The organism is Oribacterium asaccharolyticum ACB7, from assembly GCF_000238075.1.
Taxonomy (GTDB): Bacteria; Bacillota; Clostridia; order Lachnospirales; family Lachnospiraceae; genus Oribacterium; species Oribacterium asaccharolyticum.
In genome coordinates, this window is sequence record NZ_JH414506.1 from 512,332 (window position 1) to 535,142 (window position 22,811).

Annotated in this window: 22 protein-coding genes and 1 pseudogene; all 23 read right to left on the minus strand. The window is 42.2% G+C overall.

Translation table 11 applies throughout. The features are described from left to right. Positions 1-2: 2 nt before the first annotated feature. The 23 genes and pseudogenes from HMPREF9624_RS10330 to atpA all read right to left on the minus strand — a co-directional run bounded on the left by HMPREF9624_RS10330 (position 3) and on the right by atpA (position 22,806). Complete coding sequence (locus HMPREF9624_RS10330; RefSeq protein ID WP_009537702.1) at positions 3-2,432, minus strand: VirB4-like conjugal transfer ATPase, CD1110 family; 2,430 nt, start codon at positions 2,430-2,432, stop codon at positions 3-5. Next, on the minus strand, positions 2,344-2,733 hold the full coding sequence (locus tag HMPREF9624_RS10335) for a PrgI family protein (protein ID WP_036595098.1): 390 nt from the start codon (positions 2,731-2,733) through the stop codon (positions 2,344-2,346). The genes HMPREF9624_RS10330 and HMPREF9624_RS10335 overlap by 89 nt, the downstream gene beginning before the upstream one ends. 3 nt (positions 2,734-2,736) lie before the next feature. Next, positions 2,737-3,000 (minus strand): hypothetical protein, encoded by a 264-nt coding sequence (locus tag HMPREF9624_RS10340; protein ID WP_009537703.1) that lies wholly within the window; start codon positions 2,998-3,000, stop codon positions 2,737-2,739. A gap of 17 nt (positions 3,001-3,017) precedes the next feature. Continuing rightward, on the minus strand, positions 3,018-3,881 hold the full coding sequence (locus HMPREF9624_RS10345; RefSeq protein WP_000466910.1) for a VirB6/TrbL-like conjugal transfer protein, CD1112 family: 864 nt from the start codon (positions 3,879-3,881) through the stop codon (positions 3,018-3,020). 19 nt (positions 3,882-3,900) lie between these two features. Beyond that, positions 3,901-4,116 (minus strand): Maff2 family mobile element protein, encoded by a 216-nt coding sequence (locus HMPREF9624_RS10350; RefSeq protein WP_000863833.1) that lies wholly within the window; start codon positions 4,114-4,116, stop codon positions 3,901-3,903. A 3-nt stretch (positions 4,117-4,119) separates the two neighbouring features. Beyond that, complete coding sequence (locus HMPREF9624_RS10355; RefSeq protein WP_009537704.1) at positions 4,120-4,431, minus strand: single-stranded DNA-binding protein; 312 nt, start codon at positions 4,429-4,431, stop codon at positions 4,120-4,122. Between the two features lie 166 nt (positions 4,432-4,597). Continuing rightward, positions 4,598-6,118, minus strand: a pseudogene (locus HMPREF9624_RS10365) (VirD4-like conjugal transfer protein, CD1115 family); the annotation flags it as partial. Positions 6,119-6,378: 260 nt separating this feature from the next. Next, on the minus strand, positions 6,379-6,864 hold the full coding sequence (locus tag HMPREF9624_RS10370; protein WP_009537706.1) for a PcfB family protein: 486 nt from the start codon (positions 6,862-6,864) through the stop codon (positions 6,379-6,381). Then, complete coding sequence (locus HMPREF9624_RS10375; protein ID WP_001031148.1) at positions 6,861-7,712, minus strand: ATP-binding protein; 852 nt, start codon at positions 7,710-7,712, stop codon at positions 6,861-6,863. Before HMPREF9624_RS10375 ends, HMPREF9624_RS10370 begins: the two co-directional genes overlap by 4 nt. Further along, positions 7,709-8,479, minus strand: a complete 771-nt coding sequence (locus HMPREF9624_RS10380) for a replication initiator protein A (RefSeq protein WP_009537707.1) — start codon at positions 8,477-8,479, stop codon at positions 7,709-7,711. The genes HMPREF9624_RS10375 and HMPREF9624_RS10380 overlap by 4 nt, the downstream gene beginning before the upstream one ends. An 87-nt stretch (positions 8,480-8,566) precedes the next feature. Continuing rightward, positions 8,567-8,851, minus strand: coding sequence for a CD1845 family protein (locus HMPREF9624_RS10385; protein ID WP_009537708.1), 285 nt, complete (start codon positions 8,849-8,851; stop codon positions 8,567-8,569). Next, positions 8,852-9,013, minus strand: a complete 162-nt coding sequence (locus tag HMPREF9624_RS11820; RefSeq protein WP_001843395.1) for a hypothetical protein — start codon at positions 9,011-9,013, stop codon at positions 8,852-8,854. Beyond that, positions 9,010-10,641 carry a 23S rRNA (uracil(1939)-C(5))-methyltransferase RlmD gene (rlmD, locus tag HMPREF9624_RS11825; RefSeq protein WP_009537710.1) on the minus strand — a complete coding sequence of 544 codons (1,632 nt, stop codon included), beginning with the start codon at positions 10,639-10,641 and terminating at the stop codon, positions 9,010-9,012. Before rlmD ends, HMPREF9624_RS11820 begins: the two co-directional genes overlap by 4 nt. Positions 10,642-10,666: 25 nt before the next feature. After that, entirely contained in the window at positions 10,667-11,710 is a 1,044-nt protein-coding gene (locus HMPREF9624_RS10395; protein WP_009537711.1) for a DUF1304 family protein, read from the minus strand. After that, a complete protein-coding gene (glgB, locus tag HMPREF9624_RS10400) occupies positions 11,649-13,781 on the minus strand; it encodes a 1,4-alpha-glucan branching protein GlgB (RefSeq protein WP_009537712.1) in 2,133 nt (710 codons plus the stop codon). The genes HMPREF9624_RS10395 and glgB overlap by 62 nt, the downstream gene beginning before the upstream one ends. A 155-nt stretch (positions 13,782-13,936) precedes the next feature. Then, positions 13,937-15,244, minus strand: coding sequence for an alpha-amylase family glycosyl hydrolase (locus HMPREF9624_RS10405; RefSeq protein WP_009537713.1), 1,308 nt, complete (start codon positions 15,242-15,244; stop codon positions 13,937-13,939). 16 nt (positions 15,245-15,260) lie between these two features. Further along, positions 15,261-16,430, minus strand: coding sequence for an aminotransferase class I/II-fold pyridoxal phosphate-dependent enzyme (locus HMPREF9624_RS10410; RefSeq protein WP_009537714.1), 1,170 nt, complete (start codon positions 16,428-16,430; stop codon positions 15,261-15,263). Further along, a complete protein-coding gene (locus HMPREF9624_RS10415) occupies positions 16,427-16,909 on the minus strand; it encodes an Lrp/AsnC family transcriptional regulator (RefSeq protein ID WP_009537715.1) in 483 nt (160 codons plus the stop codon). Before HMPREF9624_RS10415 ends, HMPREF9624_RS10410 begins: the two co-directional genes overlap by 4 nt. Positions 16,910-17,102: 193 nt before the next feature. Then, on the minus strand, positions 17,103-17,813 hold the full coding sequence (locus HMPREF9624_RS10420) for a hypothetical protein (RefSeq protein WP_009537716.1): 711 nt from the start codon (positions 17,811-17,813) through the stop codon (positions 17,103-17,105). A 205-nt stretch (positions 17,814-18,018) separates the two neighbouring features. Then, entirely contained in the window at positions 18,019-18,444 is a 426-nt protein-coding gene (gene atpC, locus HMPREF9624_RS10425) for an ATP synthase F1 subunit epsilon (protein ID WP_009428699.1), read from the minus strand. Positions 18,445-18,455: 11 nt separating this feature from the next. Beyond that, on the minus strand, positions 18,456-19,847 hold the full coding sequence (gene atpD, locus HMPREF9624_RS10430; RefSeq protein WP_009429180.1) for a F0F1 ATP synthase subunit beta: 1,392 nt from the start codon (positions 19,845-19,847) through the stop codon (positions 18,456-18,458). 19 nt (positions 19,848-19,866) lie between these two features. Continuing rightward, positions 19,867-20,772: an ATP synthase F1 subunit gamma gene (gene atpG / locus HMPREF9624_RS10435; RefSeq protein ID WP_009537718.1), complete on the minus strand. Its 906-nt coding sequence runs from the start codon at positions 20,770-20,772 to the stop codon at positions 19,867-19,869. 12 nt (positions 20,773-20,784) lie between these two features. Beyond that, positions 20,785-22,806, minus strand: a complete 2,022-nt coding sequence (gene atpA / locus HMPREF9624_RS10440) for a F0F1 ATP synthase subunit alpha (RefSeq protein ID WP_009537719.1) — start codon at positions 22,804-22,806, stop codon at positions 20,785-20,787. Between the last annotated feature and the right edge of the window lie 5 nt (positions 22,807-22,811).

Here is a 22,811-nt window from a genome sequence, read left to right on the forward strand (position 1 = left end):
GGCTACCTCACTTCTTCAGGCTTGGTTGTCATCTTCTGATAAAGGATTGTGTCTTTCGGAAACTTATCAAGGAAAGGAACAATGGTATTTCCAAAGAACAAAAGTCCTTCTCCTGCATTGGAATTTGTTACATATTTTAGCTGTGGCTGTGAGATTTTAAGTTTCCTTGCTAAAATTTCTCTATCACCTGAAGCCTGATTAAGCATTAAAACAAAGTCCGTATTATCAAAGATATTTTCAATTTCTTTACTCATCAGTAGGTCTTTGACATTCTGTGTTATACCCGTCGGGATTCCTCCCCACTTACGAAATCTTTTCCAAATCTCTACGGAATAGGAAGCTGTCTGCTCGTCTTTTAAAAGCAAGTGGAACTCATCTATATAGTACCTTGTAGCCTTATTTCCTCTGTTTTGTGATACTTTGTTCCATACCTGATCCTGAATAACAAGCATTCCGATTTTTTTAAGCTGCGAGCCTAACTCCTTAATATCAAAACAAAGAAGCTGCTTATTTAAGTCCACATTGGACTGATGGTTAAATACATTAAGAGAGCCTGTTACATAAATCTCCATTTCCGTTGCCAGCTTTTTGCCGACTTTTTCTTCCTGATTTTTTAACATATCATAAAGGTTTTGAAGAATCGGCATATTACAAGGCTTTGGATTTTCAAAATACTTTTCATAAATCTTAGGCAGGCATCTATCTATAACCGACTTTTCTTCTGCTGTAAGACCGCTACCGCCAACGACAAGCTCAAGCATAGACATAATAAAGTTCGCTTTATCTTTCAGTGGTGCGTCCCCATCTCCATAGTTCATATTTATATCTAAAGGATTAAGGTAGTCTTTTGACTTACTGCTGACCTTTATTACTTCTCCTTTAAACTGACGAACAAGGTTTCCGTACTCGCCTTCCGGATCGCAGATAATTACATCATCATCGGTTGTAAGAATGGCATTTGCCATTTCTCTTTTTGCACTAAAGGATTTACCACTTCCCGGAGTTCCAAGAATTAAACCGTTCGGGTTTTTCAATTTCTTTCTATCTGCCATAATCAGGTTATGGCTTAGGGCATTTAGTCCATAATACAAACTGTTCGCCGAATTTATGAAAAGCTCCTCTGTGGTAAAAGGCATAAATACTGCCGTAGATGATGAGGTTAGTCCTCTGTCAATTTCAATCTTATTTACCCCAAGTGGAAGTACACTGATTAAGCCCTGCTCCTGTGAGTGATCAAGTCTTTTTAACTTGCAATTATGCTTATTGGCAATAGAGCTGATTTGAGAAATGGTATTGTCCAGCTTTTGAATCGTCTTTGCAAAGTTCATAAAAATAATGGTTACAACAAACATTCTTTCATCTCTTGTCTGAAGGTCTTTTAAGAGGCTTTTTACATCTTCTCCATAGGTGATTAAATCACTTGGAAGAATGTCCATATCATAACCGCTTCTTACAGCCTTTTTATTCTCCTCAATCTTCATCTTGTCAATATCGGTGTTTTTTCTTTTGACCATCTTGATGGCTTCTGATTGCTCAATCGCCTTGATGTGAAAAGAGATATTGATGTTATCATCTATATCCAAAAACTCGGAAAGCATACGGTCGGAAAGCTCACTTGCAAGGATTTGAAAATGACTTGCCGCTCCAATAAACTTTCCAAACTTAAAATACCTTGACGGTGTAAAGTTAAATTCATCTGGAGCAATATATGTCTTTGTGCTTTCCTTTTTCTTTAAGTCCTTATATGAAAATTCAAAGGTCTTATTCGGATTTAAAACATCATGAAGTATCTTCAGCCTTTCATCTCCGTTAAGGCTTTCTGCTCTTACTCCCATACTTTTAAGACTCGATAATATATCTATCTCCAATCTTTCCAGTTTTGATGTTGCCTGCTCTAAATTATCCGCTTCCACCGTAAAGGTTACATACTTTGATTTTTTCAGTCCGTTATTTCCCTTTACAATCTGGCTTTTCAGCATTTCTCGAAACTCAAGGCGTATATCATCAAACCCGTCCTTTTTATCCGGTATTTGAATGGCTGATTTCATTTCTTCATTTCTGCCAAGCTGATTGATATATGAAAATTCGATGCTGATACTTGGATCAAAGGAATTAAGAAAGTTTGCAAACTGATTAAAAATCAAATCTCTATCTTCTTCTAAGGCAAGCTGATAGTTTATATCCTCAAAGGCGATACTCTTATTAAAATGCTTTTCATCAATCTGACATATCCCGCTTTTTAAGAGTCTAAGATAGGGAATGGTATCTTCCACAGTGTATCTTTTCGGTTCTTTCCTAAAGATAAGGTCAAGTAATCCGCTCCTGTCTTTTTTAGACTTTCCCTTATTTTGCTTTAAGTCCTGTTTTTGACTTCTTAATTTCTTTTGGTTTTGTTCTAACTTTAGCTGCTGAATCTTTCTTTTGTCTTTCAAGATAAACCTCCTTTCTCACTCTTTTTTGTGGCTGATAAAATTTATGAAGGTAAATATACTTAAAGTATTTCTCAAAGCTAAGTCCGTCCTTTTCAAAAAGAGTGATGAAAAATATTGGGAGAGTAGACACAATGAGAAAGATGACTGCTATATCGTTTGGAACAACCTTTCGCATAAATAGATAGATTGGTATTCCAATAAGTCCTGCAATCGTAAAACCTATCAGTTGTCTTTTTGTCAGGTTGAATGCAACCTTTGTTTTTACCTTCTTTAAATCTTTTGGGATAGGTACATACGCCATAAATTACCTCCCATCTTCTTTACCCTTTGAAAGCTCCTCTATATGCTCATATACGGAGCCGATTTCTTCTTGAATACTTGTAATCTGTTCATCTGTGTTCTTGTTATATCTTTGCTGCATTAGGTAAAAATCGTTATAGCAGCGACCGATGTCCTTTGTTCTTTCTTCCAAGTCATTCACTTTGCTGTGAAGCCTGATTCTATCCATCACTGCCAAAATACCTGTTCCAACTGCTACTGCTATCAATACTGTTTTTCTTTTGTTCATACTATCTTTCCTTTCTTTTAGTGTGCATTTAATACGCTTTTGGCCAGTGTTCCGCTCTTTAACATCATTAACCCCAGCAAAACCGCATATCCAAGTATCGTAAAGGTACTTGTGTGTATATCTGTTATTTGTATTGTCTTAACTAATACTGCGTATATTCCAAGACAAACCATTAAAAAGAGTCCTTGTAATCCTATGGCAAATAAGCCTTTGATATAGTTTGTTCCGATTTGTCCCCACTCTTTGTTTCCCATTGTGGCAAATGGAATGGCTGAAACGGATGAGTAAACATAAATCTCAAACATTCTGCCGTATACCACAAGCATAATCACAATGGAAATGACCTGTATTGCCACCTTTATGAGCGAGGTTTCAAAGAGTATCATGACAAGCTCTCCAAGACCTTTATCTTTTAAGCCTTCTACCATCGTTACAATCTGATCTCCGGAGATAACGGCAGAGGTGTTAATTACCCCTGCCGCTTTATTTACCATGTGCTGTGCCACATCAAAAACTGCCATTGAAAACTCAAAGGCATGGGATACTAACCATACAGCAATCCACATCTTGATGATGTACTTAAAAAATTCAAAGGTATCTGTATCGTGCATATTGTTCTTTTGCATTACCATATTGATAAGCTCGATACAAAGAACTGCTGTGATGATTAGTCCCGCTATTGGAATGATAACGGAATCGTTAATGCTTTTGATAAAGGCAAATACATCTCCGTTCCACCCCATAGGCGTTTTCCCTACATCTGTTGCAACCGCACCAACTTTGTCGTTGATATCAAGAAACATGGACTCTAAGTTTGCTTGGATACCGCCCAGTAGAAGCTCCTTAAAGAATTCTTCTATCTTGTCGAATATTCCAAACATCTAAGCTCTCCTTTTCTTCTTAATTGAGTACATTGGCAAGAAGTGGGATAAGTTTAAGCCCGATAAGGACAATACCTCCACCTGCCATAAGCTGCTTGATTCCCTGCGACTTCGCTCCGGGATTGTCGTTACCGTAACCTTCCATAAGATTGATGACGCCCCATGCTCCAAGTCCTGCACCTACTGCCATAACCAAAATCTTTAATACATTAACTGCCTGTGTAAAAAATGCCATAAGTTATTCCTCCTCGTTTTTTTCTTTCTTTTCAATTTTGTTATATGACTTCACTACAAAGTTTTTGTAAGTCTTTCCCTCTTTTTCACGCTTCTTAAAGTAGCCAAAGATATGGATTAAATCACCTTTTTCAAAGTCCTTTGTCTTCTCTGCTTTTTCTCCATAGGCTGCACAGTTGATGTACTCCTTTCCCTTTCCGTACTTTTTTACAAGCGTGAAGTTTGCAACTTCCACTTTCTCTCCTTCATTTTCAAAACTTGAGAAAGTAGGCTCTGCCAATAAGTTGGCGTTGATGTTAATCATTTCCTGCTTCATTAAAAATTTCTCCTTTTCAATTCAATAAAAAAAGCGACCGGAGTTTTTCTTTTCCAATCGCTGATACTCTTTCTATTTAGTTTTTCTTTTGTAGGACTTCTTATCCTTATCATCTTACCTCCTGATTTCGAGTAATAAAAAAGCAGTAAATCTATGTTCTTCAGACTTACTGCACTCTTGTAATAACTGATTCTCTATTTAATTTTACTTTCCCTTTTCGCTTCATATAGCTTTCAATATCAAACACATTCTTTTTATCATAGTCCTCCAAAAGTTTGTAATTCTTGTGCTTTGTAATATCGAATTTATCTGATAAAAATGGTCTTACACCTCGAAGCTGAAAAATACATTTACTGCCATCCATAACTGTTATCTCGTCTTGGCTCATCAGTTCCTTACCTGTCTTTTGGTAATTCAGTCCATAGCTATTGGCATTGGATCTGGTTTCAGAAGTGTTATATAGATCTATGGTTTCTTTACCCAGTGTTTCAGACAGCTCTTTAAGTGTTGTCTTTTCCTTTCCGCCAAGAAACAATGTACTATCACAGTTACCTACAATGGTATCTGCATTATCCTTGTAAATTGCCTTTAGCTGAGATTGTGCCTGCAAGATAATGCTTGCGGATATTTCTCTACTTCTGATTGTGGCAATCAGCTTTTCAAACTTTGGAATTAAGCCGATATTTGCAAACTCATCAAGCAGGCACCTTACATGAACAGGTAATCTTCCTCCATACTCGTCATCTGCCTTATCACAAAGTAGGTTAAATAGCTGTGAGTACATAATAGATACAACAAAATTGAAGGTATCATCTGTATCAGAGATAATAACAAAGAGTGCTGTCTTTCTATCTCCAAGTGTATCAAGCTCAAGTTCATCTTCTTTCATCAAGTCCCTAAGCTCCTGAATATCAAAAGGAGCAAGTCTTGCACCACATGAAATAAGAATAGATTTAGCTGTTTTTCCAGCAGCAAGTTTATACTTTTTATATTGCTTTACTGCAAAGTGCGTAGGTTCTTTCTTTTCCAATGCTTCAAATAGTCTATCAATGGGATTCATATATGTTTCATCATCTTCCCTGACTTCTGAAGCATCTATCATGTCAAGGAGTGTTGCAAAGTTCTTTTCTTCTCTTGGAGCTTCATAGAAGATATATCCAATAAGAGCCGTATAGTAGAGTTTTTCGGCTTTGACCCAAAAATCTTCACCTGCTTTTTCACCCTCTCCTTTGGTGTTTGCAATAATTGTCTGTACCAGTTTCAATATATCTTTTTCACTTCTAAGGTAGGCGAATGGATTATACTTCATGCTCTTTTTAAAGTTGATGGTATTTAAGATTTTTATCTCATAGCCATTATCCTCAAGCATCTTCCCACACTCAATGACTATTGTTCCTTTCGGATCTGTTACGCAATATGATGAGTGCATTTGCATTAGGTTAGGCTTTACATAAAATCTCGTCTTTCCGGAGCCAGAACCACCAATAACAAGTACATTCTTATTTCTTGCATACTTTGGATTAGCAGGTCTGCCATTCATAGTTAATCGTTCTGTTTGAGTAAGCAAGATATTGTTTTGGAACTTTTCATCCACATACGGCTCTATATCTTTTCTCGTTCCCCATCGTGCTGATCCATACTCTTTCCCCTGTCTAAACTTTTTAGCATTTTTGCCTTTGGTATAGACAATAAATTTAATTAGAGCTGCCACTCCTACGCCCATTATAATATCAGCCACATGAATACTCGGAATAAAACTCATGGTATTAAGTTCCAATATTCCTTGAAAGATTTTGTCTATCACATCACCACCTGTATAGGCTCGTACATGATGAGAAAAGATATTGCCTACATAGAAAAATGCAAGATAGGGAATGTTCTGTTTAAGAAACTTTGCCTTATCTTGCACCTTAAATAAGCCTTTGATGTCTTTTAGTATTTTATCTATCATAGGCTCTGCTCCTTTTGTTTATTCTTGACTTTATCTTTAGAAAGAGAGTTCTTTGCCATCTCCTTGAACTTCTCAATATTTTTGTGAATGGACTCTTTTCTTTCCGTTTTCCTTTCTGATTCTGAAAGAGCGTGTTTAAAGGCTTTATCCATGACTTTCATGTCTTTTGCCTGAAAGAATACAGAGTATTTACCGCTTTCCTTATCTTTCATTACTGAAAACTTTACCCCATACCGATTAAGTTCCTTTTTCAGTTCTTTCAGCTCCGCTTCTTCTACCGGAATTTCTTCAAGCTGTCCCTTTTTAACCATATCTTTTAGCTTTACTTCATTTCCGTTAGCATTAACCAGCTTTTCAAGTCCTCCAAGTTTTTCATCCTCTTTCATCAGTTTCTTTAATAGGTTGAGAAGCAGCTTTCCCGTTACTTTGGCAGCTTTCACTTCCATGTTAAGCGTTTTTCTTGCGATTTCTTCATTGATCAAGTTCTCTCACCTCCAGTCAGTAATCTTTCTTTATTCCTCTTTAATTTTTCTTCCTGAATAACTTTCCTGTAATCTTCTCCAAGTACCATCACAGGAATACACATCTCAATAATTCTTGAGTAAATTCTTTGGTATTCCACGCTCTCCGTACAGTTTTCAATTTGGCTGTATGAAAGATTTGTGGTAAAGATTGTCGGCTTATGCTTTAAGTACCTGTTATTCACAATGTTATATACCTGCTCTTTTGCATAGCTTGTATCTCTTTCAATTCCTAAATCATCTAAGATGAGAACGGAAGTATTTACAAGGGATTCGATATATGCGTTTTTATCAAGGTCAAATCCTCCTTTTTGCAGTTCGTTGATTATCTGTGAAAAGTTTCTAATCTTAACGCTTATCTGATACTGTTCAATCAGTGCATTGGCAATGGAGCAGGCAAGATAGGTCTTTCCGCTTCCAACTGTTCCATAGAACAGAAGTCCGATATTTTCCTTTTTCATCAATTCATAATCTTTTACAAAATTCTTTGCGATGATAAGGCTCTGATTTTCTTTCCCCTGATAGTTTTCAAAGGTATATGCCCACTGAATAATGGATGTGAAGCAGCTACTTTTTAATCTCTCGATTTCAAGTTGCTTCTGTCTTTCTTTTTCTTTTGCTTCTCTATCTCTATCGCATTTACAAGCAGTCTTAAATATCATCTGCTTTCCGAAAAACTCTAATCCTTTCCCGTCTTTTCTTTCATGGCACACTTTACAGTAGGCGTGTCCGTCTTTGATGTATTCTTTTTCAGGATCAAAACTATATTCAACATCTTCTATCATCACTTTTTCTAATTCCTTATTCATAGATGCTCTCCTTTGTTATATTCCTCCCATGTAGGGATATTGGATATTTTCTTACTTCCCTGATCTTTATAAAACCAAGAAAGAATTGTTGCTTTATGGTCTTTATATGTCTTTCCGGTACTTTGAAGATAGGTTGATAACCTCTCAATGTAGTTATCAAGCTCTCCTGCCATTTTTATTTGTAATTCTCCTATATCTCCATCCTTTAAAAAGACATTTTGAAATGTTCCAAGTCCGTTTTCCCCAAAACTATATTCTCTCTTACTATACTTACTCTTATTATTCTCTATATAGTTAGAGTCAACATTTTGAACTTCCTGAAGTTCATTTTCTTTACTTCTGAGGTTAAAATCTTTTACTTCTGAAGTTAAGTTTTTTGACTTCAAGAGGTCATTTTCTTTTACCGCTATTATGCTCATAAAGTCTTTGACATAAATGATGTTCGGCTTACCAAGTCCAAGTCTTACTCTTTCAATCAGCCCTATCCCTTTTTTGCTGTCTAACTCATCTAATGTTTTTATGGCAGTAGGCTTTGAGATATTTCTTCTTTTCATAATTTCCTCGACTGTGAAATAGATAAATACTCTGCCTTCCTTGTCTATCCAGTTATTCTTAAATGACATTCCTGTTCGTTTCAAAAGCATGGAATAAAGGATAATTGCTTCAGCAGACAATCCCTTAAATTCTTCTCCGTCTACCAATATTTCAGGTACTTTTAGAAAGTTAAATCTTTCTGCTTCTCTGTTATAGAAATAGTCAAAGTCCATCGCTTCACCTCCCTCCTTAAAAATTGGCAAAGAAAAAGACGATAGTTTTTTATCTATCGCCTTTGGTAACCATTTGTATGAATTTTTTTAGATTGATTTTATTGCTTCGTTGATTTCCTGAAGGAACGCTATAACAGCTGCTCCGACCATCGGTATTCCATAAGGACTTAACAAAAATCCTAATACCAATGCTTCTATTCCGATGGCAACTTCTTTTTGCATAAAAGATGCAATTGCTCCAAATATGCAAAACATCATCAGCAAGTATAGTAGGGCTGTTCCGATACCAAGTAGGAATGTCAGAAATGCTGTAAGGATACTCAACACCAAGCTAATTGGAAACAAGATTATTTTTATTATCCATCTCATCATTTAGTAGTCCTCACTTTCTAAAGCATTCTTTGTATCTCCACACACCATATCAATGCAAACATTCACATCAATATAATTTTTTAGGACTTTTTTTCGTCCTCCCTCTCCATCTTCTACAAATACATAATGCTTGTAAAACTGCTTAAAATGCAGGATTTTCACGATTTCACTCTTTGTATCAACGCTATGCACTCCACATGCCCCGTCCTTGGGAAGTTATCGATTCCCACCCACTTCTCCAGCGTATATCCACCTTCTCTTAAGTACTTCATATCTCTCGCCAGACTTCCCGGGTCACAGCTTACATAGACAATTCGCTTGGGGCTGAGTTCCAATGCTGCGGAAAGACAGGCTTTGTCACATCCTTTTCTGGGGGGGTCCAAGGAAACCACATCCACCAGATTTCCCACGTCCTTGCCTTCTCTCTTCTGTTCCTCCACCCACTTGGGAAGGACTTCTTCTGCCGCTCCCACAAAAAACTCCGCATTTTGAAGTCCATTCTTTTCCGCATTCTCCTTGGCATTTTCAATCGCTTCCGGAACGATTTCCAAACCGTAAACCTGCTTTGCCTTTTGTGCGAGGAAGAGGGAAATGGTGCCAATCCCGCAGTAACAGTCCCAAACGGTTTCTTCTCCTGTTAATGCCGCATACTCCAAAGCTTTTCCATAGATTTTTTCGGTCTGCACAGGATTCACCTGATAAAATGAAGGTACAGAAATAGAGAAGCTTAACTCCCCGATTTTATCCTCTATACTGTCTTTTCCGTAAAGGCAACGGGTTTCTCTTCCTAAAATGGCATTTCCCCTAGCTTCATTGATATTGATACACAGTCCAACAATCTTTTCTTGAACTTTTTTATTTAATCCACAATGTCCATCATCTTCACTTTGTGTCTCCACTCCACAGTGCAACTCTGCTCTACTTTGTGTATCCATATCGCATTGCATATCCGCCCTGCTTTGTAAACTGCCTTCCTCGTCATTTAGCGAGAGTCCCTGCAACCTCTCCCAAAGCTCCTTTCCATGGGGCAGGCTCTTTCCGTTTAACACAAGGCAAAGCAAGATTTCTCCGGTGACAAATCCCTTTCTCAGGAAAATGTGCCGAAGCAGACCCTTCCCTGTTTCCTCCTCATAGCCGGAAATTTGATATTCTCTTGCCCATTCTTTGATGCAGTTTAAAATCAAGGGATTCTCTTCACTGTTAATCAGGCAGTCCTCGGTTTCGATAATGCGGTGGCTATGAAAGCCGTAAAATCCTATGTCCAAAGAATCATAACTTTCCTGTTCCTTCTCCGGAGCCTTCTTGCCTTCTTCAAAAGCTCTTCCGCCTAATGCTATTTCCTCTCGATGTTCTTTCCTATTCTGCACCGGATACTGCGCCTTATTCCGATATCGCTCGGTCTTTCCCCCTAGGATTCCCTCTCCTTTCGCATGCACTTCCTCTTCCGGAATGCCGGCAATCCGAATCAGACTTTGGGCAATTCTATCCTCTTTCCAAGCGAGCTCTTTTTCATAGGACAAATGTTGCAGCTGGCAACCGCCGCATTTTCCCGCAACAGGGCAGAGGGGTGTAACGCGATAGGGAGATGCTTCCAGAAGCTTCTCTACCTTGGCATAGGCATAGTTCTTTTTCACCTTTAAAATCTTAGCCTCTACCACGTCTCCCATCACGCTGCCCTTCACGAAAAAAACCAAGCCGTCGCACTTTCCGACGCCCTGGCCTTCTTCCGTTAAGTCTGTAATTTCTAAAGCAACGAGGTCATTCTTTTTATAGCATTTCGTTTTTTGCACTCTTTCTCCTCCTACAACCTTGGCTTTACCATCGTAAAAACAAACTCACAAGGCTTAAAAAGGGGAGCCCCCCTTGCTTCAAGATAATCGTCTTATCCGAGCTGAGTCCTCCATAGACCGCAACAAGGAACATCATACTTAAAATCACCACGGAAAGTTCGATGTTTCCGCCCGGCCTGTACGTCCCGTAAAGAAGGGCGATTCCCAGTAAACCGTTATAAATTCCCTGATTTTTAAAGAGTGTATTCAGGTTTTTTCCTCTCAAGTCCCTCACGCTCATCTTAAATACACGGGCGGTGCTTTCGCTATCCGTCATAAAGCTTTCCAGTAGCATGATATACAAAAAGAGTACCGCACTGCAGCTCATAAGCATCTTATTTACGATACTGAATTCCATCTTATTTTTCTCCCTGTTTTTCTCTATGTTTTCCTTAATGAGTCTGGCATAAAACATATTGCCGTATTGGTAGCGATAACCGCCATTTTCCTGAATGGCAATCTTGTTCCGATAGGGGACAGTCTTTCCGCCGGATAAGTCCTTGGCAAAGCTCTCCGCAAGACTGTCCTGATACATGCCCCCATTCTCTTTTACATAGTAGAGAAAACCGATTCCGTAGTTATAAGCCTGCCAAACCGACTTTTCATCCAGAGAAAGCTCTCCCGCCTTCGTTTTTAACTCTTTATAATAGCTTAGTCCCTGTTCGATAGAGTCTTCCGTATCCAAAGTGTTTACAGGAAGTCCCATGGACTCACTGGACTGCATAACGTCTTTTAGCCTACCTCCGGACTCTACATTCATGATCGCATACAGAACCTCGAGGTCTGCACTTAACCCTTTTTCCTTCGCTACCCTTTCCAGCATTTCCTTATGCTGGAGAACCGTTTTCGGGAAATGCCAGCGGTATACGTTCTGCTTTCGATAGAGAAAAATCAAAAGCGCAAAGGTAAAGAAAACGGCTAAAACCGCAAGCGCAGAACGAAAGAATTTTTCCTTCTCCGTGCTTTTCTTATGCTGTACGAGGATTTTTAGCCACCAATTCCCCCTGCCGTGTCTTCTCTTTCCTTTCATCCCTTCCCTTCTTCTCTATCGAATCTTCCTCCGGGCACGGTTTTGTATTGGCCTCTCTGTCTTCCTCTTCTTCCACAAAAGAAAATAGCGCTATGCCATAGCCCTTTAAAGGATAAGCAAGATGATAGTTCCGTCCGTCACACTCTCCCTTTACTACGGGAAAATATTTTTCTTCCTTGGCCTTTCCTTCTTCTGTAAAAAGCAGCTTCGCCTCTTTCGACTTCGGCATACCAACCCAGTAGTCCGCTCTTTCAACAGGAGTCATATTCACAACGAAAAGAAGACTTTCTTCATGGCCTTTTCTATGGAGTCCTTTACCACCTGTTCCTTTACTTTCTGAAGCTTCTTCTGTCTCCGTTTCTTTAAGCGCATTATTCTTTCCTGCTGCCTTTTCTCCGGACTTTCCGATGACATAGTGATTCTTTCTGTTTCGAATAAAACTGTAAATGGAGCGGGAACTGTCATCCGCATTGACCCAGGAAAATCCCTCATACTCATAATCAGCCTCATAAAAAGCGGGATATTCCCGATATAGGTGAAGTAAATCTCGCATAAAATTATGAAGAGAACGGTTTTCCTTCTCTTCCAGCAGGTACCAGTCAATGGAGCGTGCCTCACTCCATTCGCTGTACTGTCCGAAATCCTGTCCCATGAAAAGAAGTTTCTTTCCGGCGTGTCCCAGCATAAAGAAATAGCCTGCCTTCAGGTTTTGGAAGCGCTCTTCCTCTATCCCGGGCATCTTTTCAATCATGGATCGCTTCAGATGTACTACCTCATCATGGGAAAGGACAAGAATAAACTTCTCCGAATACGCATAGCTCATACCGAAGGTCATTTTATTGTGATGATATGAGCGATAAAGCGGATCTTCCTTCATATAGGCCAGAAAATCATGCATCCATCCCATGTTCCACTTAAAATGGAAGCCGAGACCTCCTTCTTCCGGAGATTTCGTAATATCTGGCCAGGCAGTAGATTCTTCCGCAATAATCATGCTGCCGTCTTCTCTTTTACGAATAATAGAATTCAAATGCTTGAAAAACTCAATTGCTTCCAGGTTTCCGTTTCCGCCAAAACGATTCGGAAGCCACTCTCCGTCACGCCTTCCGTAATCGAGGTAAAGCATGGACGCCACCGCATCTACTCGAAGGCCGTCAATATGATAGAGTTCATACCAGTAAAGGGCATTGGCAATCAGGAAGTTTTGCACCTCCGTCTTCCCATAATTAAAAATCTTGGTTCCCCAGTCGGGATGCTCTCCCAGCCGGGAATCCGGATGTTCATAACAGGCTTCTCCATCGAAATCGGCAAGGCCATGCGCATCCTTTGGAAAATGTGCCGGTACCCAATCGAGAATGACCCCGATGCCGGCCTCATGCAGAATGTCCACCATTTCCATAAAGTCCTTCGGACTGCCGTGACGGGAGGTCGGCGCATAGTATCCTGTCACTTGATACCCCCAGGATCCGTCAAAGGGATGCTCTGCAATGCCCATTAACTCCACATGCGTGTAGCCCATATAGTTGCAGTATTCTGCAAGATCTCTCCCGGCTTTCTGATAACTGATAAAGCCGTTTCTCTCCGGATTTCCCTCTCTCTTCCAAGAACCGAGATGCACTTCATAAATCATCATGGGGCTTTCATCCATGTTTTTCTTTTTACGCGCTTCCATCCAAGCCTTATCATTCCAGGAAAAATTCGTCAGATCCGTCGTAACGGAGGCTGTGCCCGGACGGAATTCACTAAAGAATCCATAGGGGTCCGCCTTATAAATCCACTCATCCTTCTGTGTCAGAATCGCATACTTATATAATTCATTTTCCCCCATATCGGGAACAAAACATTCAAAAATACCGGAATCTTCCACACGAATCATGGGATTTGCCTCCGGATTCCAGCCATTTCTGTCGGATACTAAGGAAACAGCCTTGGCATGAGGTGCCCAGACAGCAAAATGCACACCTTCTTTTCCCTCAAAAGTACAGGGATGTGCACCCATTTTCTCATAAATCTGATAATGTCTTCCCACTCCGAAAAGATAACGATCCAATTCCGAAAAAAATCTATCCATAACTGCCTCCTTTGCCCAAGGCTTCCGTGTTCTCTCCAGTATATCGCATTCCTGTGGGCACGAAAAGTCATTTAGCCTGTCCCCGCTATATTCCTTTCCAAACGAGATACCGTGCATTTCGCGAACGATACTCGTCCAGAATAACATCCGGTCTTTTATTTTACTTTAATCAGCCTTCCGCTATGAGCAGGACAGAAGACTCTAAGTTTTCCGTCATCGCCGATTTCCACCTCATCCTGGTTCACAAGGTCAAAGGCAAGTCTTGCCCGAAGCGGGATGCGAAGACGGATGAATTGATCCATGGAATCATTGTTCAGTACCGTAAGAACGCCACTGTTTTCGTCCGTTCGGAGGAAGGCATAAAGACGATGATCCAAATAGATTTCCTTGTATCCCCCGTTTTGCAGTTCCGAATTCTTCCCGTGAATCTCCGCAAGCTTGGCAATATAACTGGTAAAAGCGTCCGGCGTATATTCCGCCTTTGTAAAGCTCGGAGAAAGTAGTGCCTCCTCGTCCTCCTCCTTTGTACCCGATAAGCCGTACTCTGCCCCGTAGTACAAAGCCACCCTTCCGGGAAGAGCAAAAAGAGCGGTATATACACCATATAAATTATTGCGGTCTTCCAAGACTGTCGCAATTCTATCGGTTCTGGGATTTTCTAAAAACGTATTACTTTGCAGGAGAAGCTCAGGATTTTTTCCAAGTCCTGAAACAAGTTCATAAAAATTTTTCTCATTAAAGGCTTTCACAATAGCACGATACACATCGTAATTGCATACGGACTGCAAGGTTTCCGCATTGATATAGCGAGCCAGCTCCCCCTTTTTGATATCTCCTAAAAGGAAAAACTCCGGCTTCATCTGGCCTGTAAAATAACGAAGAGATTTTTGAAAATGGATGTCCATAGACGTACAATGGGCAAGTCGAATTCCGTCAATATCATAACGACTGATCCACTCCTTGATTCGCTCTACAATATACATCCTAAGGTCTTCATCATCGAAATTAAAAAGCGGATAATTTTCGAGCTCTTTCCAGGAAGAATAGGAAAAAGCATCTCCGCCTTCAGAAGATGCGGTAAAATCCACATCTTTGTACCAACTCTTGTAAGGAGATTTTTCTCCTTTTTCAAGAAGGTCCTGAAAGGCAAAAAATGCTCTGCTGCTAAAGAGTACCGCCTCATCAAAAAGTACTCTTAATCCCATATTGTGCGCCAAATTAATATAATGACAAAGCTCTTCTTCCGTGCCCAGGGCAGGATTAATCTTTGTAAAATCTTTTGCTCCATAGCAAAGAGGATCTTCCGAAAAGAGGGGCCCCAATATCACCGCATCCACACCTAAAACCTTCAGATAGGGCAAATGTTCTTCCAGACGGAGAAAGGAAGATTTCTCCGTCTTCGTCTCCGGAAACATTCCTCCGGGGAGAATGTGGTAAAATATCGCACCATCGTACCAAGCCATATCCTTGCTCCTCTATCTATGCTTTCACTTCTAATTTTTGAATAAAACGCTCAATTCGTTCCATGGCAATTTTCAAATTTTCCAGAGAATACGCATAGGAAATACGAATAAAGCCCTCTCCCGAATCTCCGAATGCGGTTCCGGGCACTACCGCAACCTTCTCTTCCTTCAAGAGTCTCTCCGCAAACTCCGTGCTGGAAAGTCCAAATTTCTTGATAGACGGAAAAACATAGAATGCGCCGTAAGGTTCAAAGCAATCCAAGTCCATTTTTCTAAAATGGTATAAGAGAAAGCGCCGCCTTTCATCATAGGCTTCACGCATCCTTTCTACATCGGCATCTCCGTTTCGTAACGCCTCTACTGCGGAATACTGGGAGGTGGTCGGCGCACACATGATGGCAAACTGATGGAGCTTTAACATCTGCTTTAAAATCCGCTCCTCCGCACAGGCATAACCGAGCCTCCAGCCGGTCATGGCATAGGCCTTGGAAAAACCGTTGATATAAACCGTTCTTTCCCGCATTCCCGGGAATTCAATAATAGAATGATGCTTTCCTTTGTAGCTTAAAGAAGCATAAATCTCATCCGTCAGAACATAGAGGTTATGCTTCAAAATAAGAGGAACGATTGCCTCCAAATCCTCTTTTTCCATAATACTTCCCGTAGGGTTGTTCGGAAAAGGAAGGATTAAAAGCTTCGATTTCTCCGTGATAGCCGCTTCCAGCTTCTCCGCTGTCAGGCGGAACTCATCCTTTTCTTCCAGTGGAATCGGTACCGGTACGCCATACGCCATTCTGGCACAAGGCAAGTACGAAACATAGCAGGGCTCCGGAATCAAAACCTCATCTCCCGGAAGCAGTATGACCCGCATAGCCAGGTCAATGGCTTCCGATCCGCCTACCGTAATCATCACTTCATTTTTTGCGTTATAGCTTATGCCGTGCTGACTTTCCACCTTACGACTGACCTCTTCACGAAGCTCCATGAGTCCGGCATTGGATGAATAGAAGGTTCGTCCTTTCTCCAGGGAATGGATTCCCTCTTCCCGAATATGCCAGGGTGTATCAAAGTCCGGTTCCCCGACTCCCAGGGAGATGGCATCCTTCATTTCCGATACCAAATCAAAAAACTTACGGATTCCGCTGGGTTTTATCGCAAGGACTTCAGGATTCAGTTCTCTCATCATGGGGATACCTGCATTCTTTCATCCGACTTTGCTACACTGAGTCTTGTTCCGTGATCCTTATAACGCTTCAAAACGAAGTGCGTTGCAGTGGACAGCACAGACTCCATCGGTCCAAGCTTCATGGAAACGAAATTGGCCACTTCCTTCATGGTTCTGCCCTTAATCATCACCGTAAAGTCATATCCTCCGCTCATAAGATAGAGCGCATCCACTTCTTCATATTGGTAAATGCGCTCTGCAATACTGTCAAAGCCCATTCCTCTTTGCGGAGTCACCTTCACTTCAATCAAGGCATCCACACGCTCATCCTTTGTATTATCCCAGTTAATCAGAGCATGATAGCCGCAAATAGTACCGTCTTTCTCCATTGCCGCAACTTCTGCAGCCACTCTCTCCCGGTCTTCTCCTAAAAGAGCTGCTATGTCCTCTGTACTGAGTTTCGCATTTTTTTCAATGATATTTAAAATTCTTTCTCTCATAGTCTTTTCCATTCTTCCGTTTTATCAAACAAATCAAGCAGAGTTATGTCTCTCCTATTTTACCCAATATACCAATAGCTATCAAGCCCGCAGGGTAAAAAGATAGGAAGTCGAACGACTCCCTATCCAAGCATCTCTGTTTCTTCTTTACGCAAGTATAACCGATTCCCTTTTATGTAAGTATCTCTCTTCTTTATGTAAGTATCTCTATTTCTTCTTTTGTGAAAATCTCCTCCAGACTGTCCGTCTCCTGCTTGTAAAGATAGGACTCTCCATATTCATCCTTTCGAATCCGCTTCTTTTCTGTATGGAAACGGCCAATACAGCTCGCCTCTATTCCCTTTTCTCTTGCAAGACGGGCAAAGTCTTCCCCCTTTTCCAGGCGAAGGAGGAAGGCGCCTTTCGCGTGAAGGGCATACGGGGAAATCTGAAAATGCTCACAAAGCTCGATGGTACTTTGCAAGAAGGAAATCTTCCTGTAGGAAAAGGAAAAACCGCCTCCTCCGATTTCCCCCAGGCCGGAAAGAATCCCTCCCTTTCCAAGAGGCAAAACTTCCGTAACGGAAAATTCTTCGGCAAAACCCGGAAACAAATCTTCTACCTTTCCCCTCCATATTTCTCCCGCATTTTCCTTGGCCCGGACATCGTCCTCATAAAGAGGGACAGGTTCTCCGTTTCTTTCCTTATCTGTAAAAAGGTAAATATTTTCTGCAGAAAAAGAAAGACTTTCCTCCTCCCAAAAAAGGCGGGGCAAGTCCTCGATTCGCCTTCTCTCTTCTTTTTGAAAGCGCTCGGAAAAAGGAAGTCCATTCCCTTTTTCCCATAGAAAGCGGCTACCCGAGAGCCCCGGGTAGCCCAGTAAAACAAGATCCTCTATCTTTTTCTGAGATTCTTCTTTATTCATCCTTTATTCCGCTTTTTATTTTTCCTACGATTGGCTTTCTTCTCGCTTTGATTCCGCAATCTATAAACAGTCTTTCCGGCTGAATGACTACATCCTGCCGAGAAGCGGTGTCAAAACCATTCCCAGCACCATGAGCGCGGCTAAGACAAGAACAATCACTGCGGTAATCGACTTTTTTTGTTTCGGACTAAGCATATTTTCTCCTTTATAAATAGGTCTTCTTGTAAAATTCCAGTCTTCCCAAGGCTCTTGCAAGTGCGGCCTGTGATTTCTTATATTCCATATAGCTTTGCTTCTGTCGAAGCTCTTCTTCGGCTCTTTCCTTCGCCTCCTCGGCTCTTCGAATATCCATCTCCTCCTTGGTCTCCAGAGTATCCACAAGAAGCGTTAAACGGTTATTGGCGAATTGCAAAATACCTTTCCCGACCTCAACATGTACCCAGGATCCATCCGGCTTCTGCGCATCCAAAACCCCGATTTCCACCGCAACGACGATGGGGGCATGGTGCGCCATAAAGCCAATCTGTCCGTCCAGTGTGCGGACATTCAGATACCGAAGTTTATCGTCATAGTAGACCTTGTTCGTTGCAATAACCTTTGCACTGAACAAGCCTTCATTTCCTCGCATCATACGGAACTCCTTTAGTTCTTTAAGCTTTCCGCCTTCTTCTTCACATCATCAAGATTCCCGACATTGAAGAAAGCAAGCTCCGGAACCTGATCCATTTCTCCGTCAATAATGGCCTTAAAACCTTCAATCGTTTCTTTCAGAGGAACATATCGACCGGCAACACCAGTAAACTGCTCTCCCACGAAGAAGGGCTGAGAAAGGAAGTTACGAATCTTTCGAGCGCGATACACGAGAAGCTTATCTTCCTCGGAAAGCTCTTCCATACCGAGAATTGCGATAATGTCCTGTAATTCCTTGTATTTCTGTAAAATCTGCAGCACGCTTTGCGCCGTCTCGTAATGCTCTTTTCCCACGATATCTTCTTCCAAAATACGGGAAGAAGACTCCAGCGGATCTACCGCCGGATAAATACCCTGCTCCACAATCTTACGGGAAAGCACGGTTGTAGCATCAAGGTGCGCGAAGGTCGTCGCCGGTGCCGGGTCGGTAAGATCATCCGCAGGCACATAAACTGCCTGTACGGAGGTTACGGAACCGGCCTTCGTGGACGCAATACGCTCCTGCAGCTGTCCCATTTCGGAGGCAAGGGTCGGCTGATAGCCTACTGCAGAAGGCATTCTTCCGAGGAGGGAGGAAACTTCTGAACCCGCCTGCACAAAACGGAAGATATTATCTATAAAGAGCAGCACATCCTTATGCTGTACATCCCGGAAATACTCCGCCATGGTAAGCCCCGTCTCCGCCACTCTCATTCTGGCACCAGGAGACTCGTTCATCTGCCCGAAGACAAGCGCCGTGTTCTTGATAACGCCGGACTCCGTCATCTCGTTATAGAGGTCGTTTCCCTCACGAGAACGTTCTCCCACACCGGTAAAAATGGAATATCCGCCATGCTCTGTTGCGACATTTCGAATCAGTTCCTGAATCAGGACCGTCTTTCCTACACCGGCACCGCCGAATAAGCCGACCTTTCCGCCCTTCGCATAGGGGGCAATTAAGTCAATGACCTTGATTCCGGTCTCCAAGACCTCCTGCACCGGGCTTTGCTCGGTAAAGGCAGGCGGTTTTCTGTGAATTTCCCATCTTTCCTCGGTAGTAATCGGGTCTTTTCTGTCAATGGTCTCTCCCAATACATTAAAGAGTCTTCCGAGAGTTTCCTCTCCTACCGGAACGGCAATTCCTCTTCCCGTGGACTGCACTTCCATATCTCTTTCCAAGCCCTCACTGGGGGATAACATGATACAGCGAACCGTATTGTCTCCTAAATGGTCTGCCACTTCCATGGTCGACTTCACTCCGTGGTTATCCACCGTGAGAGCCGTCTTAATGGTAGGAAGCGGATTTTCCATAAATTCCACATCCACAACAGGACCCATAACCTGTACGATTTTCCCTGTTTGCATCTACCCTTCTCCTCTCTTCCTATTTTTTCCTCGCCTTTGCAGCCCTTTGTGCCTTGGCTCCTGCAGCAATTTCCGTGATTTCCTGCGTAATCTGTGCCTGACGCACACGGTTGTACTGAATACGAAGCTTCTGCTTTAGTTCATTTCCATTTCGATTCGCTGAATCCATTGCAGTCATTCTTGCATGTTGCTCTGCGCAGAAAGACTCCACGAGAGCACTGTAGATATAGCCGTTTAAGTAGTCCGGAATGATATTTTCCATCAGCGCATCCGGATTTGGGAAAATGCGAAAGGCCTCATAATTTGCCGTAATCGGCACTTTTACGAAAACCGGGTGCAACTTGTCCAAGGGCAGAAGCTGCTCCTCAAGACTTTCCATCTCTAAAGAACTCTTCATCCTGGTATAAGCAATATGAAGCTCATCAATTTCTCTATTCTGAAAAAGCTCCAGCATCCTTCTGGTAATGACTCTCGCTCTATGGAGCGTCGGGTTCTGTGCCGTGTAGCGAAAGGTCTCATCAATCGCTATCCGTCTTGTATGAAAATAACTTCGCCCCATCTCGCCGACAACGAAAAGTCGAGTATTTTTATATTGCTTTAAAAGCTCCTCCGTCTCTTTAATGACATTGTGATTATAGGCACCGGCAAGACCCTTATCCGCCGTAACACAGATGATAGCAACCTTGCCTTCTCCCTCAGCTGTCCCCTCTCTGGAATCCAGAAAGGGGTGGGTATAGTCTTCGGGCAAATGTCGCATAACACGCGCAATCATCGACTGCAGAGTGTAGAAGTATGGCTCCGTCTGGGCCAGCTCCGCCTTCGCCTTACGCATCTTCGTACTGGATATCAGATACATCGCATTGGTAATTTTCATCGTATTATCAATGCTGCCGATTCGGTCTCTTAGTTCTCTTGTTGTAGGCAAAATATGCCTCCTTTATGATTGTTCTTCCGCCTCTTTCTTCCGGAAGTCATGGTAAACGGAAATAATCTGCTCTACAAGGTCGTCTGCAAGCATTCCGGAAATCTCAATATTTCGTAAAATCTCCGGTTCTTTCTCTTCAAAATATTGAAGAATCCGATTCTGTAAACTCTTAACCTCTTTCTTATCTACATCCAAAAACTCTTTATGAAGAGCCAGAACAAGAGTTACCACCTGCTCACCTAAAGAAAGCGGTCTTCCAAGGGGTTGCTTTAAGAGCTCCATGAGAATTGCTCCCTGCGTAAGCTGTGTCTTTGTACTCTCATCGAGGTCGGAGGAGAACTGGGTAAATACCGCCATCTCCCTATACTGCGCCAAATCGATACGAAGCGATCCGGCCGCCTTCTTCATGGCCTTCGTCTGTGCCGCACCGCCTACACGGGAAACGGAAAGTCCTACATTGACCGCAGGACGCTGTCCCTCAAAAAAGAGGTTACTCTCCAGGAAAATCTGTCCGTCCGTAATGGAGATGACATTGGTCGGGATATAAGCGGATACATCGCCGTCCTGCGTCTCAATAATCGGTAAAGCGGTGATACTTCCTCCGCCAAGCTCGTCGGAAAGGCGGCAGGAGCGCTCTAACAGACGAGAGTGCAGATAAAATACATCGCCGGGATAGGCTTCACGACCGGGGGCTCTTCCCAAAAGAAGGGAAAGCGCACGGTAAGCTACCGCATGCTTACTTAAGTCATCATAAACAATGAGCACATCCTTCCCCTCGTACATAAAGTACTCCGCAAGGGAGGTTGCCGCATAGGGCGCGATATACTGAATTGGCGCCGGATCGGCCGCTGTCGCCGCAAGGACGCAGGTATAGCTCATGGCCTCATGCTTCTTTAAGTTTTCAACAAGCGCCGCAATGGTGGACTCCTTCTGTCCGATAGCCACATAAATACAAAGGCAGTTTTTCCCCTTTTGATTTAAAATGGTATCCATCGCAATAGAGGTCTTTCCGGTCTGTCTGTCTCCGATAATTAACTCTCTCTGTCCTCTACCGATAGGGAACATGGAGTCAATCGCCAAAATACCGGTCTGCAAAGGAACATTGACCGTTTTTCTGTCAATGATTCCCGGAGCTGGCTGCTCAATCGGACGGTAGTCTCTGGTAACAATTTCTCCCTCACCGTCAATCGGATTTCCTAAAGCATCCACTACTCTGCCAAGGAAGGCATCCCCCACAGGAATCCCCGCCATTTTATTAGTACGAACGGCACGACTGCCTTCCACGATTCCCTCTTCATCTCCAAAGAGGATGACACCGATACGGTTTCTTTCTATATTTTGCACCATACCTCGGACACCGTTGTCAAATACAACAACCTCTCCATACATGGCGTGGTCCAGTCCGTTGATGACCACAATGCCGTCTCCTACGGAACTGACAAAACCGATTTCCTTCTTTTCCGCCTTCAGGTCGAAATCGTCTACCGAGCTTTGCAGGATACTCACGATATCCTGACTGCTTCCGCCGAGGCGCTTACTCATTACTTCATCAAGAAACTGTTGTCTTCTGCCCTTGGTACTCCAGTCGTACTGGTCATTTCCCACCTCAAGAATAAAGCCTCCACCTAAGGAAGCGTCCTCTTCGAGCCTCATTTCAATATTGCGTGTATGGTATTTATTATAGACAAAAGTCCGGATTCGCTTTAACTGCTCTTCCTCCGGTTTAGTTACATAACGCAGACGAACTCTTAACTTTGTGGCTTCCTCTTCGGAAACTCTTTGATACTCATCGGCAATATCCATCCAGGAGCTTAACAAGCCGTTCTGGCATAAAACTTTTAAAATATCTCTTACTTCAGTAGGAAAAATACTGTCGATTATGGCTAGTCTATTTTCCAAGGGAACAGTTGGGTCAGACAACTGAGACGCTGTTTCCGGTAAAACTTCAAAAATGCGACTGGTTTCCTCGATTTCACTGTTGGGAACATGCATTTTATAAAGCTGTTGTGCATAATCACTGACTTTTTGCAGCATAATCC

What these genes read in the sequence shown, in the direction of transcription:
- HMPREF9624_RS10335 (WP_036595098.1), bottom strand. Translation starts at nt 2,733, where the DNA reads ATGGCGTATGTACCTATCCCAAAAGATTTAAAGAAGGTAAAAACAAAG.
- HMPREF9624_RS10340 (WP_009537703.1), bottom strand. Translation starts at nt 3,000, where the DNA reads ATGAACAAAAGAAAAACAGTATTGATAGCAGTAGCAGTTGGAACAGGT.
- HMPREF9624_RS10345 (WP_000466910.1), bottom strand. Translation starts at nt 3,881, where the DNA reads ATGTTTGGAATATTCGACAAGATAGAAGAATTCTTTAAGGAGCTTCTA.
- HMPREF9624_RS10350 (WP_000863833.1), bottom strand. Translation starts at nt 4,116, where the DNA reads ATGGCATTTTTTACACAGGCAGTTAATGTATTAAAGATTTTGGTTATG.
- HMPREF9624_RS10355 (WP_009537704.1), bottom strand. Translation starts at nt 4,431, where the DNA reads ATGAAGCAGGAAATGATTAACATCAACGCCAACTTATTGGCAGAGCCT.
- HMPREF9624_RS10375 (WP_001031148.1), bottom strand. Translation starts at nt 7,712, where the DNA reads ATGAATAAGGAATTAGAAAAAGTGATGATAGAAGATGTTGAATATAGT.
- HMPREF9624_RS10380 (WP_009537707.1), bottom strand. Translation starts at nt 8,479, where the DNA reads ATGGACTTTGACTATTTCTATAACAGAGAAGCAGAAAGATTTAACTTT.
- HMPREF9624_RS10385 (WP_009537708.1), bottom strand. Translation starts at nt 8,851, where the DNA reads ATGATGAGATGGATAATAAAAATAATCTTGTTTCCAATTAGCTTGGTG.
- HMPREF9624_RS10395 (WP_009537711.1), bottom strand. Translation starts at nt 11,710, where the DNA reads ATGAAAGGAAAGAGAAGACACGGCAGGGGGAATTGGTGGCTAAAAATC.
- glgB (WP_009537712.1), bottom strand. Translation starts at nt 13,781, where the DNA reads ATGGATAGATTTTTTTCGGAATTGGATCGTTATCTTTTCGGAGTGGGA.
- HMPREF9624_RS10405 (WP_009537713.1), bottom strand. Translation starts at nt 15,244, where the DNA reads ATGGCTTGGTACGATGGTGCGATATTTTACCACATTCTCCCCGGAGGA.
- HMPREF9624_RS10410 (WP_009537714.1), bottom strand. Translation starts at nt 16,430, where the DNA reads ATGATGAGAGAACTGAATCCTGAAGTCCTTGCGATAAAACCCAGCGGA.
- HMPREF9624_RS10415 (WP_009537715.1), bottom strand. Translation starts at nt 16,909, where the DNA reads ATGAGAGAAAGAATTTTAAATATCATTGAAAAAAATGCGAAACTCAGT.
- HMPREF9624_RS10420 (WP_009537716.1), bottom strand. Translation starts at nt 17,813, where the DNA reads ATGAATAAAGAAGAATCTCAGAAAAAGATAGAGGATCTTGTTTTACTG.
- atpC (WP_009428699.1), bottom strand. Translation starts at nt 18,444, where the DNA reads ATGATGCGAGGAAATGAAGGCTTGTTCAGTGCAAAGGTTATTGCAACG.
- atpD (WP_009429180.1), bottom strand. Translation starts at nt 19,847, where the DNA reads ATGCAAACAGGGAAAATCGTACAGGTTATGGGTCCTGTTGTGGATGTG.
- atpA (WP_009537719.1), bottom strand. Translation starts at nt 22,806, where the DNA reads ATGCTGCAAAAAGTCAGTGATTATGCACAACAGCTTTATAAAATGCAT.